9 protein-coding genes are annotated in these 14,965 nt (G+C 66.1%); 4 read left to right on the top strand and 5 right to left on the bottom strand.

What is annotated here, in order from left to right:
* The first annotated feature begins 45 nt into the window (after positions 1-45).
* Positions 46-2,865, top strand: coding sequence for a neutral/alkaline non-lysosomal ceramidase N-terminal domain-containing protein (locus tag FIV42_RS12190; RefSeq protein WP_141197957.1), 2,820 nt, complete (start codon positions 46-48; stop codon positions 2,863-2,865).
* 182 nt (positions 2,866-3,047) lie between these two features.
* On the opposite strand, the gene FIV42_RS12185 is transcribed toward FIV42_RS12190, so the two are convergent.
* The gene (locus tag FIV42_RS12185) at positions 3,048-4,763 is read right to left on the bottom strand and encodes a hypothetical protein (RefSeq protein ID WP_141197956.1); all 1,716 of its coding nucleotides are present in this window, start codon (positions 4,761-4,763) and stop codon (positions 3,048-3,050) included.
* 152 nt (positions 4,764-4,915) lie between these two features.
* Here FIV42_RS12185 and FIV42_RS12180 point away from each other — a divergent pair, with 152 nt between their 5' ends.
* On the top strand, positions 4,916-6,589 hold the full coding sequence (locus tag FIV42_RS12180; RefSeq protein WP_141197955.1) for a serine/threonine-protein kinase: 1,674 nt from the start codon (positions 4,916-4,918) through the stop codon (positions 6,587-6,589).
* 91 nt (positions 6,590-6,680) lie between these two features.
* Positions 6,681-7,592, top strand: coding sequence for a hypothetical protein (locus tag FIV42_RS12175; RefSeq protein WP_141197954.1), 912 nt, complete (start codon positions 6,681-6,683; stop codon positions 7,590-7,592).
* A gap of 23 nt (positions 7,593-7,615) precedes the next feature.
* On the opposite strand, the gene orn is transcribed toward FIV42_RS12175, so the two are convergent.
* The gene (orn, locus tag FIV42_RS12170; RefSeq protein WP_141197953.1) at positions 7,616-8,164 is read right to left on the bottom strand and encodes an oligoribonuclease; all 549 of its coding nucleotides are present in this window, start codon (positions 8,162-8,164) and stop codon (positions 7,616-7,618) included.
* Positions 8,165-8,389: 225 nt separating this feature from the next.
* Here orn and FIV42_RS12165 point away from each other — a divergent pair, with 225 nt between their 5' ends.
* The gene (locus FIV42_RS12165) at positions 8,390-9,790 is read left to right on the top strand and encodes a cytochrome-c peroxidase (RefSeq protein WP_168210592.1); all 1,401 of its coding nucleotides are present in this window, start codon (positions 8,390-8,392) and stop codon (positions 9,788-9,790) included.
* A 23-nt stretch (positions 9,791-9,813) separates the two neighbouring features.
* Here FIV42_RS12165 and FIV42_RS12160 read toward each other — a convergent pair whose 3' ends face one another.
* From FIV42_RS12160 to FIV42_RS12150, 3 genes are all read right to left on the bottom strand, one after another.
* Positions 9,814-11,298 carry a CheR family methyltransferase gene (locus FIV42_RS12160; RefSeq protein WP_141197951.1) on the bottom strand — a complete coding sequence of 495 codons (1,485 nt, stop codon included), beginning with the start codon at positions 11,296-11,298 and terminating at the stop codon, positions 9,814-9,816.
* On the bottom strand, positions 11,295-12,401 hold the full coding sequence (gene cheB / locus FIV42_RS12155) for a chemotaxis-specific protein-glutamate methyltransferase CheB (protein WP_168210591.1): 1,107 nt from the start codon (positions 12,399-12,401) through the stop codon (positions 11,295-11,297). The genes FIV42_RS12160 and cheB overlap by 4 nt, the downstream gene beginning before the upstream one ends.
* Positions 12,402-13,089: 688 nt before the next feature.
* Positions 13,090-14,793 carry a hybrid sensor histidine kinase/response regulator gene (locus FIV42_RS12150; RefSeq protein ID WP_141197949.1) on the bottom strand — a complete coding sequence of 568 codons (1,704 nt, stop codon included), beginning with the start codon at positions 14,791-14,793 and terminating at the stop codon, positions 13,090-13,092.
* Positions 14,794-14,965: the final 172 nt, after the last annotated feature.

Genomic DNA, 14,965 nt, shown 5'->3' with positions numbered 1-14,965 from the left:
ATATCGCGCACGTTCGACTACACCCCGCCCCCTCGAGGAGTCATCGTGCGGCGCATTCTTGTCTTGTTGTTTGTCTGCCTGGCGCTCGTCGCCGGCTGCTCTGATCCCGATTCGTCCCAGAATAACAACCAGAACCTCGAGCCCGACGCCGGCGACGTGAGCGCCGACGGCACCTCGGATGTCGACGACGACACCGGTCCGGCCTCGTGTGAGCTGCAGGCCGATTGCGCCGAGGGCACGATGTGTCACGGCGGCGTGTGCGTCGAGGCGCCCGAGTGTGGCGGCCTGCGAGACTGGGACACGTGCGTCGAGGCGTTCGAGGCGCTCGAGCCGGGGCTCGGACGACGCGCGGTGTGCGGCGGAGAGCACTGCCGGATCGCCTGCCTGGTCGACCAACACTGCGCCGACGGGCAGGTCTGCGCCGACAACGGAAGCTGCGTCGACTTCACAGGCGAGATCACCGGTGAACATCCCGGCGGTGATTCCCGCGAGCCGCTCGAGGCGGGCGTGGCGAACACGCTGATGACCTTCCCCATCGGTCTGTCGCAGGGCGGCTACGGCTCGCGCTCGGCCTCGGGCGACGGCCGCTACGTCGAGTCGCTGCGCGAGACCGACGGCCAGATGCACGGGCTGTACGCTCGCGCGTTCGTGCTCGACAACGGCGAGCGCCAGCTCATGTTCATTCGCCTGCCGGTGATCTTCCCGACGATGCCGCTGCACGAGGCGGTCGCCCGCAAGCTCCAGGAGGAGACGGGCAAAGACTGGCGCGACAGCCTGATCATTTCGGGCACGCACACCCACTCGGGCCCGACGCGCTACTGGCAACTGCCGGACGACACCGCCCTGCCGCTGGGAAGCTTCGGCACCGACGAGTTCAGCCAGCAGGTCTTCGACTGGACTGTCGACTCGACCTTCGAGGCGGCCAAGGCTGCGCTCGACGACCTGTCGCCGGCGCGCTTCGGCTGGGAGATCGTCGAGGCTTACGACACCGACGACTACATCTCGAGCGACCGCTGGAGCGCCACGCCCCCGTTCGACGACAACCGGCTGCTGCTCTTCCGCATCGACGACGCCGAGGGTAACCCGCGGGCGGTCATGATCAGCTACGGCACCCACGGCACGGTCCACGGCGACAACTACTTTACCGGAGACGCCCCCGCCGGCGCCGAGCGCGCCCTTGAAGCGCGCCTGGGCGAGGAGTACGACCGGTTCGTGCCGGTGCTCTACTTCAACCAAAACGGCGGCAGCATGTCGCCACGGGGCGACCGCTGGGGCCACGGCGAGAACGCGCGTTTCGAGGCCGTGGGCCACGAGCTGGCCGACCGCGCCATCGACGCGCTTCGCGACATGACCACCGAGACCGACATCTCGCTGGCCGGCGCCACCCATCGCTTCCCGATCACCTACGAGAACGTCGGCTACGCCGAAGGTGAGTGGAAAGTGGGCACCATCGGCAAGGGCTCGCCGGGCGACGTGTACGATTTCGGCGGCCTGCAATGTGTCGGAGAGGACGGCGACGACGACTACAGCACCTCGATCACCCCGCCGGTGAGCGGCTGCTTGCCGCTGCACCTGATCAACCACCACCGCTCGATCACCCTCTTCGCCAAGAGCCAGATGACCGCCCTCGACATCGGCGGGCTGACCGTGGTCACGCTTCCCGGCGAAGCGACCATGGAGTTTGGCTGGCAGGTGCTCAAAGAGGCGCGTGACCAATTCGGCATCGACCCGCTCGACGCCTGGATCTGGGGCTACGCTCAAGACCACCAGTTCTACCTGACCCCGTCGAACCTGCGCGGCGAGCTGCCCCCGTTCCCGGGTATTTCGACCCCGAAAGCCATCGACGAGTACCCCGACTATGCGTTTAGCTGGCGCCAGGGCGGCTACGAGGCCGGCATGAGCGTGTGGGGCTGGAAATTCGGCGACTTCCTGGTCGCCCGCGCCATGGAGACGGTCAGCAAGCTGACTGACGGCGGCGTCGAGCCGGCGCTTCCGGCCGCGCTGCCCACCGAGTTCTCGCGCATCGACGAGAGCCCGTTCCCGGTCGAGACGAGCAACGCGGCCAACATGGGCACCTTCGTCGACGAGCCGCCCGCGACGGTCAGCCGACTCGAGTCGATCGACGTGGCGTGGGTCGGCGGCGACCCCGGCGCCGAGATGCCTCAGGCCCCGCTGGTGGTGCTCGAGAAGAAAAACGGCGACACCTTCGAGGCCGTCGAAACCGTGAGCAAGCGCACCTACAGCAACCGCGAGCCCGTCATGCTCACCCGTCGGCGCAAGAACGGCGACGATTGGGAGTGGGCGGTGCGCTGGGAAGAGCTGCAGAATTTCCCCACCGGGGAGTATCGCTTCCGCGTCGAAGGACATTACCTCGACGACAACGAGGCTCGTCAGAGCTACGAGGCGACCAGCGGCGTCTTCGAGGTGGTCGCGACCGACACCGTCGAGGTCGAGGTGACTTCCACGGGGACCGCCGTCGAAGGCCGGCTCGGCTACCCGGCTGCCTCGCGCCTTCGGTACGAAGGGACGTCTGAAGATCCGGGCCGCGTCACCGGAAACTTCCGGATGCGCCACCCGCGTGCGGGCGCCGGCATCTCGGCGCCGCTGGTGGTCGGCGAGGACGTCAGCGCCGACGACGTGACCGTGCGGGTGATGGACGGCGCGACCGAGGTCGCCTCGTTGACGGGCGCCGACCTGACGTTGGCGACGAACCCCGAGACGGTCGACGGGCGTGACGGCATTCCGGTCACGCGCTTTAGCGCCGATGTCTCGTCGCTTTCGCCTGGCAGCTACACCGTCGAGGTGACGGTGACTGACGCCTACGGCAATACGGGCACCGGCACGGCCGTGTTGGATGTGCCGTAAGTCTATTTGAGGCGCGGGCAAACCACGCCCGCTCAGAGAGGCAATTTGAGGGTCGTTTCGATGTGGCTTATGTGTTGCGTTGAAACGACCCTCAAATCGTAGTTTGGCGCCGCAGTGCAGGCGCCCCCAAGTAGACGGCGCCACAACTTCTGCAAGCGTTCGCCTCGACATCCGCGCGCTACTTACTCCGGCGCGATCTCCAAATCGATCTGCGTCACCCCCATCGAGCCTTCATCGCGCGTGGTCACGACCACGCTGCGAAACGGCTCCACCCAACCGGTCGAGCTCTCCTGGCCCGCTTCGGCCAGGATGCTCGCCAGGCTGGCTGTGTCGAGGTACAGCCCGGCGGCGTCCTCTCGGTCGAAGATGCGCGACACGCCGATCTTTTCGAACTTCTCGCCCAGCGGGCGCGCGCTTCGCTCGTAGGAGACGGCGTGGTCGAAGGCGACCGAGCTGTCGACGAAGATCAGATGCTCGTCGCTCAAGATCACCGCCCACTGGAGCTCGCCTTCGTCTAGCCAGGCGTATTGCAGGGTGTGGCCGACCTTCTGGCGGGTGAGCTTTCCCTTGCTGATCGTGGTGAGCCCGTTGAGCACCTGCTCGAGCGGCTCACGTTCTTTGATCGGAAGCAGCACTGCTTCGCGGGTGGCTTGCAGCTTGGCCAAGTCGAGGTACCAAGGCGCGTCGGAGGCCTCGAGGGCCTCGCGGTCGAGGCCGTAGGCGACGACCACGGCGTGGCCGCGCAGGTTCTCGAGCACGTCGCGGCGCGCGTTAATGCGAAGCTCCTGGTCGAGACGGTCCCAGTGAGCGTCGACCTCGGTGCGCCGCGCGGCGGGCATGGCGCTGAGCATCAGCGCGTAGAGCTGGTTCGGCTCTACTGACAGTCGAAAGGCTCCGAGCACCCCCGGCTCGACCAGCCCACCGACCGGTGGGATATCCCCTTCGGCTTGGCCCAGACCTCGAATCATCACCGGCGTGCGGGGATTGCCGGGAGTGAATACACGCACCCGCAACGCCTCGTCGAGCGACACCGAGCTCGCCGCCACACCGATGGGGCCCGTCTGTGACAGAATACGCTCCAAGAGCACCCCGGCGTGGCCGTCGGTCTTGCGATTGGCAAGCCATGCGGCTGGTCGGACCACGGCGACGAGCTCCCCAAACGGGCTCATGTCGCGCAGCAGCTTGCGGTGCATGCCGTCCTCGCCGAAGCGCGATTTGACGCTCGCCGGAAGCCAGGCATCGGGCAGGGTGTCCGCCGAGCTCAGCGCGCTGTCGTGGACGCGCACCGCCAGGAGGATCGACGTGTCGTCGTGAGCGACAAAGGCCGATCGGTCGTCTTCGAGCGTCAGTTTCTGGAGGTTCATCGAGCCGAAATCCTGCTCGACCACCTCGACCCCGGTGGATTTAGCCCCCTCGGGCTGGTCGTCTTGCGCAGTGGGCAGAGCAGCGGCGAGCACTTCGGGCTTGTCGAGGCTCGCCGCGACGACCCAGTAGCCGCGATCGTAGAAGAGCGCGGCCGGCTCGGTGGTGCTCACGCCCAGCTTTTCGAGCGACGTGCTGGCCAGCAGGTCGACGCCCAGCGCCTCTTTCCAGGCCTGGCGCGCAGGCTCGAGTTCGAGCTTGGGGAGCCGCGCCGAGCCGAACTCGAGCGCCTCGGTCATCGTGGCCAAACTGCGCGCGAACACCACGGTGCGCGCCGTCTTAGGGATGAACTCGCCCAGGTGGCTCGTCTCCACCCAACCAGTCGACTCGGGCTCCGAAATGCGCTCCGCTCCTGCTTCGCTGGTGCCGCTATGACAAGAGACCTTGTCGCAGGCGCCCACAAAGAGGATACTGGAGACGCCCAGTGCCATCAGGCAGCGGTGGACTATGGCGTTTCTGTGACGTTGATCGCTCATTCAGAAAAAATGGCTGCTTTGTTTGGAAAGATTGACGCTCACAGTATACAATACAAGACGTGAGAACGTGCTGTGTTCGTTTGCTGAAGTCAGGGTCGCCCAGACGGACGAGACTAACAAGAGGCAGTACGTATCCCAACGAGTATCGATCGATGAGCTCCACACTAATTGAACTACCTCCGGAGCTCTCAGAGGCCGACGCTAACTCGACCGTCGAGTACGTTGAAGCCGAGAGCGTCGAGGAGTTCGCCCACAAGACGCACATCTCCGACGAGGAGGTGCTCAACCGGGTCTTACTACCAGGAAGGGAGTTCGGCCCCTACCGCATCCTCGGGTTTATCGCCTCGGGTGGTATGGGGGAGATCTATGCCGCCGAGCGTCGCATGCGCGACGGCAGCCGCCGTCGTCCCGTCGCCTTGAAAGTCATCAGCCCCGAGCATGCGCACGACTGGCGCATTGTCGAACGCTTCAAGCGCGAAGCGAGCATCTCGAAGGCGATCCGCTCCGAAAACGTCATTCGGGTCTACGAGTTTGGCGAGACCGATGGCGGCAAGACCTTCTTGTCGATGGAGCTTCTGGCCGGCGAGGAGCTCTTCGAGCGGCTGTGTCGGGTGCGCACGTTGGCGCTCGACGAGCTGGCCGATCTGGCGCTGCAGGTGCTCCAGGGATTGAGCGACATCCACAAAGCTGGCTTCATCCACCGCGACATCAAGCCCGAGAATGTCTTTTTGTCGCGCCGGCCCGACGGCTCCGAGGTCGTCAAGATCTTGGACTTCGGCATCGCCAAGCGTCGCAGCGAGCGCTCCGATCCGTTGTTGAGCGTGGCCGGCCAGATCTACGGCACGCCCGAGTATTTGGCTCCCGAGCAGGCGATCAACCCGGACGTCGACCCGCGCGCAGACATCTACAGCGTCGGGGTAATGCTCTACGAGGCCGCCTCGGGGAGCCTGCCGTTCCACGGCGACACCTCCTACTCGGTGATCGCTTCGCATCAAAACGATCCGGTGCCGTCGCTCCCCTCGGCGGTCGACCCCGAATTCGCCGAAATCGTCTATACGGCGCTGGCCAAAAACCCCGCCGACCGCTTCCAAACCGCCGACGAGATGGCGCACGTGCTCGGCCGCTGGCGAGAGCAGACCAGTTGGGTCGAAGAGTTGCCGGGCGTCTCGGATCTTGCCTTCGACGACGTGTTCGACAGCCAAGACTTGATGCCCGACGAATCGCCCACGCGCGTTCAGTCGAAGACGCGCGTCAGTGAGCGCGCGGCGACGCAGCATTACGAAAAGCCCAAAGGGCGCAACAAGCCCGAGCAACAGGGCCCCATCGGGCTGAACGATCTCTCCGACCCTCAATTTTACCTGGGTGACGAGTCGCCCGACGAGGCCTTCGAGAAGGTGAGCGTCTCCAAGGCCCGCGAGCGTCAGCGCAAGCGCGCTGGCGCCCAGAAGCGCCAGCGTCCGGCCGACGCCACCGCCGAGATGTCTCGCCCCGACGATGCGTCTTTGCGTCGACAGGCGAAGGCCCAACGTCAGCGAGACAAGCGCCAACGCCAGCAAAACAAGCGTCAGCCAAAGAGACGCCACCCGACCCCCGAGCAGCGACGCGACGCGGCCGACGAGCCCACCGCCGTGGTCTCTCGAAGCGACGTGCGCTTGGCCGAGGAGACGAGCAGCAGTGGCTCACGCACCGCCCAGGTAGTGACGTGGGTGACCGTGCTCATCATCCTGGCAGCCATCGCTTGGACCTTCTACGAGCCGTCGGGCTCGGCCGATGCTGAGACCTCGGCCGTCGAGTCGCCGGCCGAGGCGACCGCCCCTGCCGACTGAGACGTGCTTCCTGCACAGTCTTGTTGATTTGCAGCAGCGTTTCGTCCAGAATACGCACACCTGCTCAGTCCCAATCTATGGAGAGTGTGAGATGTCTTACCGGCGGCGCAGTATACTGATCGGCAGCTTGCTCCTGGCTTCTAGCCTCGTGGCGTGCACGGAGGACGCACCCGGCGGCTCGGACAACAACGATTGGGATGTCGGCGGGGGAGACGTGTTGGGCGGCAGCGACGCCGACGGCAGCGCAGACGCGGTGTCTGACGACGCAGGCATCGATGCCGCCGAGGACGCCGGCGCGCAGACGCCGTTTAGCGCCGAGGGACTCGCCTCGGCGCCCTGGTACGCGATGGTGCCGCTGACGACCGACCCGGCGGTGACCGGTACGGTCTACAAGCTGACCTTCGACACCGAGATGAACGTCGCCATCGGGTTTCGCGAGGAGGTCACCGGCAGCTGGTCGATCTTCGGCGACGATCGCGTCCGACTCTCCCAGTTGGAGAACGAGGGCCAGCCCAACCGGCCCGAGCAACTGCTGCTCGACGCCGACCTCGACGGCGACGGCAATATCGACGCGCTCGAACTGGTCGTCCCGCAGGAAAATGGCGAGCCGTTCGTGTTGCGCTTCGAGCAGCCGGGTACGCCCGCGGTGAGCGTCGAGGAGATCGCCGGCAACTGGCAGTCCGACGAGACCTACACCGACGAAAATGGCAATGACTTTCGGTTCGCGCTGCGCGCGCTGGGCGGCACGCTCGGCTACGGCATCTACAACGGCGCGTATGTCGAATTTATCTCGGGTGAGGCGATCACGATCACCTACGACACCGGCGAGACCTACTGGTTTTCGGCCCCGCCGGCCTCGGGCGACCCGCAGCCTCCCCTGGGCGGGCAGATCGTGGTCGACGATGCCGGAGAGATGGTGCTGTACGCGCCGCGCGAGACTGCCCCGAACTCCGACGAGTTCGAGGCGATGCGCATGCGCAGCGTCGACGGGTTCAGTCTGTAGGGCAGTTCGGCCGACAAGCCGGCTCAGTACTGGCTGACGAAGACGTAGTCGCGATACCACTTCAGCTCTTCGATGGAGCCGCGGATATCGTCGAGGGCGCGGTGGTTCGACTTCTTGGTCGGCGCGTGCATCTCCTCGGGATACCAGCGGCTCACAAGCTCCTTGATGGAGGAGACGTCGACGTTGCGGTAGTGCAGCCAGGAGCTCAGCCGGGGCATGTACTTGTACAGAAACCGGCGGTCCTGGCCGATGGTGTTGCCGCACAGCGGCGCTTTGCCCTCTTCGGTGTACGCCTGCACGAACTCGAGGGTCCTCGTCTCGACTTCACTCAGGGTCAACTCCGACTCGCGCACCCGATCGATGAGCCCCGAGTCGCCGTGGTGGGTGGTGTTCCACTCGTCCATCCCATCGATGATCTCCTCGGGCTGGTGGATCACCAGGTTCGGGCCTTCGGCGATGATTCTCAGGTCCGGACCGGTCACGATCGTGGCGATCTCTAGAATGACGTCCATCTCGGGATCGAGCCCGGACATCTCCAGATCGATCCAGACCAGATTGTCGCTGCGTGCCATCGTTTGCCTTTTGGTGCGAAGAGCGAGGATTCAGATTTCTGAGGGTGGTGAGGCGACCGCGCCAAAAATGTCGCACGAGATGGCGTCACGGCGGCGTAAATACCGCAGGCGCTGGGGGCCGCACCGGGTGGCATGTATATTGAATCTTGCTGAGCTTGAACAGGAAAAAGACACGAGCGGTCTGCCCCCTTCAGGTATCATCCAGGTATCATGTCGATGCGAAAGATGCGCAAAACTGGGTCCGAGGTGCTGCAGCACACGCTGCCTATCACGCTGCTGATCGGGCTGCTCGCCGCAGCCTCGAGCGGCTGTGGCCCCGACGAGCCGCCTCGCCCGGAGCCCGAGCCCGAGCTGACGGTCGAAGAGCAGATCGCGGTGGGCATCGAGGCGTGGGACATCGAGCCGCTGCCCGAGGCCGAGCCGCAAGATCCTGCCAAGGTCGAGCTGGGCCGAATGCTCTTCTTCGACCGCATCTTGAGTGGAAATCTGGACACCTCGTGTGCCTCGTGCCACCACCCCCGCGAGATGACCAGCGACGATATCCCGCTGAGCGCAGGCACCGGCGCCGAGGTCGACGGCCAAAAGCGTCGGCTCGGCCAGGGCCGCACGTGGACGGCGCGCAATTCGACCGAGCTGTTCAACCGCGGCGTCTCCGCCTGGCGCACCCAATTCTGGGACATGCGCATTCGCACCACCGACGACGGCCACCTGCTCACCCCGGCCGGCTCACGGCTGCCCGACGGGCTCGACAACCTGCTCGCCGCCCAGGCGATGTTCCCGGTGACCGAGCGCGACGAGATGCGCGGCGAGCGCTGGGACACCGACATTCACGGCGAGCCCAACGAGCTGGGGCGGATCGTCGACGGCCTGTTCAACCAGATGTGGTCGAAGCTGATGGTGCGGCTGCTCGAAAACGACGAGTACCGCCGCCTCTTCGCCCAAGCCTATCCGGACGAGCCCGTCGACGAGATGGGCTTCGAGTACGCCGCCAACGCCATCGCGGCGTTCGAGATCGAGGCGTTCTCGGCCGGCCCGAGCCCCTGGGATCGCTACGTCGCCGGCGAACAGGGCGCGCTCAGCGAGCCCCAAAAGCGCGGCGCCGCCGTCTTTTTCGGCAAAGGCGAGTGCGCTCAATGCCACAGCGGCACGCTGCTGACCGATCAGAAGCCCTACAACTTGGCCGTGCCTCAGTTCGGCCCCGGCCGCGATCCCGACGAGCCGCTCGACATCGGCTTTGGCCGGGTGAGCAACGACCCGGACTACAATTTTGCCTTCCGCACGCCCTCGCTTCGCAACGCCGCGCTCACCCCGCCGTATATGCACAACGGCGCCTACGAGACCATCGAGGAGGCGATTCGCCACCACCTCGACCCGGTCGCCAGCCTGAAGGGATACGACCCGAGCCACCTCGAGGGCGACTTGAGCGAGATGATGCACGACGATCCCGCGCTGCAGGAGCGGATCTTGGCTACCCTCTCCCCGCAGATGCACGAGCCGCCGCAGTTGACCGACGCCGAAGTCGACGATCTGGTCGCGTTCATGGACGCGCTCACCGGCGAGGGAGCCGACGACACGATCGACGTCGTCCCAGAGTCGGTGCCCAGCGGGCTGCCGCTCGATCAATGAAATCAGAAGGGTTGGGAGAGCGATCAGGAGTCGACGAATTTCTCGCCGCGAAGTCGCTCCAGGTACTGCTCGCAGAACTCTAGCGCCGCGTCGCGGTCGGTCAGGGCGCGCTCCATCGCCTCGGCGACCTCGCGCGTGCCTCGCGACAGCCGTCGCCCCGAGTTCAATCCCTCGCTGGCCTGGCGCAGCAGGCGTTTGGCCTGCCGGGCGTCGCCGCGGCGCATCTGCAAGCGCGCACTCTCGACGGCCGCGATCCAGTTGAACGGGTCCAGAAACAACACCTTGCGGTAAGTCTCGAGCGCCTGGGCGGTGGCGCCCTCCTGGGCGAGCATATACGCCATCAAGCAGTAGTTTTCGGGGACGAAAGGATCGTAGGAGGCGGTGGCCTCGCAGCAGGCGAGTGCGGCTTCCTTGCGCCCGGCGTCGAGGTGGGCGACGGCCATCTCGAGCAGCTCGTGGGCGGCCTCCTGGGTGGTGACGTCGCTGGTGATCTCGGTGGTGTCCTCTTCGAGCGACCCCGGATAGTTGAATTCGATGGTCGGCAGGCTCGGCTCGGGCTCGGGCTCGGGCTCGGGCTTGCGGGGAGGGAACGCCACGGTGCGCCCGGGCGGGGTCGCGCGCAAACGGTAGACGAAGCCACCGCCCTGGCGCGCTGCGCGAAAGGGCACGAGCGCCTCGGGGATGCCGCCGGTGTGCAGCTGTTCGCTCGAGCCGAGCAGCAAATAGCCGTCCTGGTGCATGCTGTCGGCGAAGTGGCCGAGCACCTTCGTCATCGCCTCGTCCGAAAAGTAGATGAGGACGTTTCGGCACATGACCACGTCCCACTTGGTGTCTTGCTGGCTGCCCGGTGAGCCGTCCTTGCTCGATGAGCCGCCGGGCGTGGGCGGCGGCGACAAGATATTGTGGTGCTCGAAGCGCACCGACCGTCGAAGGGTCTCCGAGATCTGATAGCGCCCCTCGCCGGTGCGCTCGAAGTAGCGCTGGCGGTGGGCGTCGTCGGTGCGTCGCAAGCTCCACTCGCCGTAGGTGCCCTGGCGGGCGTGGCGCAGCGACTCGGTGTTCAGGTCGGAGCCGAGTACCTGCACGGGCACGCCGTGCTCCTCGGCGATCATCGCCACGGTGTAGGCCTCCTCGCCGGTCGAGCAGCCGGCGCACCATACCTTGATGGGCTCCATGGGCGCACTCGTCTCGCTCGACCCGCGCGCGCGGCTGAGCTTGCCGAAGACGGTCTCCAAGGCGTGCAACTGGGGCTTGTCTCGCCAGAAGCAGGTCAGCCCGTTGGTCACCAGGTTGATGAGCTGCTGCGACTCCTCGGCGGTGGGCGCGAGCGCGCTCAAGTAGTCGACGTACTCGTCCATCGACGCGTAGCCCAGTTGCTCGGCGCGGGTGCGCAGAAACTCGGCCACGCGACGGGGCGCGGTGCCCCGAAGCTCGAGGCCGGTCCACGACGACAGCAGCCCGCACGCCTCGCCGACGGGCGTCGGATAACCACGGCTTCGCGAGCTCATGAGCCCTCCTCAGCCAGCTTCTTGACGACCGAGCCGAGCTTGTCGGCCATCTGGTCGAGGGCGACGACCTCGCTGACGACCCCACGCTCGAGCGCCGAGCGCGGCATGCTGTAGACCACCGAGCTCTCCTCGTCCTGGACGAGCGTGATGCTGCCGCTGCGGTACAGCGCGGCCATGCCGAACGCGCCGTCCTGGCCCATGCCGCTCAAGACCACGCCCACCGCACGCGGGGCGACGTGGCGGGCGAGGCTTCGCAGCAGCACGTCGCCGCTGGGGCGGTGGCCGGCGACGGCCGGGCCGTCGTAGACCTTCAAAAAGCGCGACGCCGTCAGCTCCATCTGCATCTCGGTGGGCGCCACGTACACGTGCCCCGCGCGGATGGGCTGGCCGTGCTGGGCCTCGACCACGCGCAAGGCGCTGTTGGCGTCGAGCCAGCGCGTCAGGTGAGTCGAGAAGCCGCGGGTGATGTGCTGGACGAGCAAAATGGGCGCCGGGAAGTCGGCGGGAAGCTCGCCCAAGAGCTGGGCGAGGGCCTTGGGGCCGCCGGTCGACGCGGCGATGCCGACCACCGGGGTCGACTCGCCGGCGAGCTTGGCGTTCTTGGTCTTTTTGGTCTCTTGGCTCTTCTTGGCAGGCGTCGACTCTTTGGGCGCAGGTTTGCTGCGTCGAGCGCTGCCGAGGCTGTCGCGCACGTGGCGCACCACGGGCACCTCCGACAGAATGCGCATCTTGCGCAGAAGCTCGAGGCGCTCGGCCTCGCGCATCGGCACCTCGTCGGGCTTGGCGACCAGGTCGAGCGCGCCCGCCGACAGCGCCTTGAACGACAGGTCGACCCCGCCGCGGTACGGATCGGCCGTGATCACCAAAATAGGCGTCGGGCAACGCGCCATGATGCGCGCGGTGGCCGTCAGCCCGTCCATCACCGGCATATGGATGTCCATCAAGACCAAGTCGGGCTGCAACTCGGCGCACAGCTCGACGGCCTTCTTGCCGTTCTGAGCCATCGCCACGATCTCCATGTCGGGCTCGGGCTCGATCATCTCGCGCAAGACGGTCGCAAAGAGCGAGCTGTCTTCGGCGATGAGGATACGCGTAGGATTCAAGAGAGTGCCTCGCACAGACGGCGCCTCAATGGCGTCCAGGGGGGCGGTGAATCGATCGGACACACACAGAGTATACGATTTGGCGAGGGCCCAAAAGGAGACCTTTTGGGGGCTTGTTCGGTCGCTGGTTGCCGGTCACGGTCACGGTCACGGTCTCGGACACCGAGATCGTGACCGGAGCCGGACACCGTGACCGTAACAGTGCCCAACAGAGCGATCCCGCCCCCAGCACCCACCAAAGCCCGATCTACAAAATAATCCGCAACAAATCCGCAAATCTCGCGATAACCGTATTGAGGGCCCCGAACGCGTCGTCTCACCCAGCGCCGCCTTCGAGATCGGCCCTCACGGATGCGCACCCGTTGACGAGATGACACTTCGGCCTGGCCCATACCTCCTGCCGAGCCGCCCCACGCGGGCGTCGGAGCGAGGCGGGCGGAGGCAGCGCCGGGGTACGTCTTGGTTGGTCGATGGGGGTGGGTCCGTGGGACCCAGGGGGAGGGATCATATTTGCAACTCTGTTCATACTCGCAAGTCGCGCGCGCGAGGCGGGCGGGGTCACGGACACGGCTACGGAGCCGGTAACCGGTCGCCGGGTGCCGGTCGCCGTGATTGTGAACGTGACCGTGACCGGAGCCGTGCACCGTGATCGTGACCGGATGAGGTCGCATCACGTGCGAGCACATCTCTAACCAAGTAGCTCTTCGAGCTGCGCGAGGAGCTCGTCGGAGGCGACCGGCTTGTGTAGCACGGCGGTGGGGGCGGGCCCGCAGACATCGATGTCGCTCTTGCCGGTGTAGCCGGTCACGAAGAGGGCCGGCAACGAGGCGCGCTCGCGGCGAAGATCGGCCACGATGTCCGGGCCGCGGCGGCCTGGCAGCACCACGTCGCTGACCACAGCGTCGATGCTGTCCTGGTGGACGCTCCACAGCTGCATCGCCTCGGCGGCGTCCTCGGCCTCGAGCACCTCGTGGTCCCGTGAGCGCAAGATCCTGCGCAGGCTCTTGCGCACGAGCCGGTCGTCCTCGACCAGCAGCACCGTGGCCGACGAGCTGCGCGGCGCTGTGTCGGTCTTGTGCTTCGCTTCGGCCGGGTCGTCGCGTTGGGTGGTCGGCAGCCAGATCTCGAATTGGACGCCGGCGTCGAGCCCGGCGTCGACGTCGATATATCCGTCGCTCTGGCTGACGACGCCCTGCACGATCGCCAGCCCCAGCCCGTTGCCGCTGCTGTGTTCGCCGGCCGAGAAGAACGGGTCGAAGATCTGGTCGACCACGTCGGCGTCGATGCCTATGCCGTTGTCGCGTACGCGCACCACCCCGTACTCCCCGGCGGGGATGCGCTCGTGCTCGCCGTCGGCGAGGCGGGCGCGTGTGGTTTCGATGGCGATCTGCCCGCCCGGCTGCACGGCGTCACGCGCGTTGAGCACGAGGTTGACGACCACCTGCTCGAGCTGGCTGGGGTCGACGTGCAGGTAGGCGTCGGCGGCGTCGAGCCGGGTGTGCAGGTCGATCTCTTCCGGGACGACACGCCTGAGCAGCTTTTGCATCGGCGCCACGATTTCGTCGAGCGCCACCACGCGCGGGTCGAGGGCTTGCGCGCGGCCGAAGGCGAGCAACTGACGGGTGAGCGCCGACGCCCGGATGGTGGCCGCGACGATGTCGTCGGCGTCTTCGCGCAGGTGCGCGTCGGGCTGCAACTCGCGCAGCAAGAAGTCGGCGCAGGTGCGGATGATCGTCAAGATGTTGTTGAAGTCGTGGGCGATCCCGCCGGCCATGCGCCCCAGCGCCTGTGTCTTGTCGACCTGCGCCAGGCGCTTGTGGGTCAATTCGAGCTGTTGGGCCTGCTCGATGGTCTCGCGTCGAAGCCGCTCCGATTCGCGCAGCGCCTCGCGCAGGTTCAGTTGCGCCTCGACCTGATCGCGCAGCGCGGCGAGTCCCTCGCATTCCTGGTCGCTCAGCTCGTGGGGCTCGGGGCCGAGCACGCACAAGGTGCCGAGGGCGTTGCCGTCGATACGCACCGGAAAGCCGGCGTAAAACCGAACGTGGGGCGGCCCGATGACCAGCGGGTGCTCACAGAAACGCTCGTCATCGAGCGTATCGGCGACGATCGTGGGCTCGTTTACCAAAATGGCATGGGAACAAAAGGCGTCTTCGCGTGGGATTTCGTCGAGGTCGGAACCCGATTTTGCCTTGTACCACTGACGCCTTTCGTCGATGAAACTCACCATCGCGTGGGGCGCTCGGGTCAGCTGACGCGCCAGCGCCGCGAGTTGATCGAATGCCGGCTCGGGCGCCGTGTCGAGGATATCGAGCCGATACAGCGTCTCGAGGCGCTCGCCTTCATTGGGCGGCGTGGCGGGGATTGAGGCCGGAGCCCGATGGGGTTGCGACATAGTGGCTGCTGCCTTTGTTGGTTAAAAACCGCATTTTACGTGGGAAAGTTAGCAAGTTGCGCTCCGGCGGACAAACACTAATTTTGCGCTCGTCGGCCGGCCGAGGGCGGCGCGACCTTGATAAGTTCGGTGTATACAGTAGCATGCCTCTGGTACCGCACGGTTCGTGCGC

Source organism: Persicimonas caeni (genome assembly GCF_006517175.1).
Taxonomy (GTDB): Bacteria; Myxococcota_A; Bradymonadia; order Bradymonadales; family Bradymonadaceae; genus Persicimonas; species Persicimonas caeni.
Note: the sequence above shows the minus strand (reverse complement) of the source record. Positions and strands in the feature narration are given on the sequence as shown.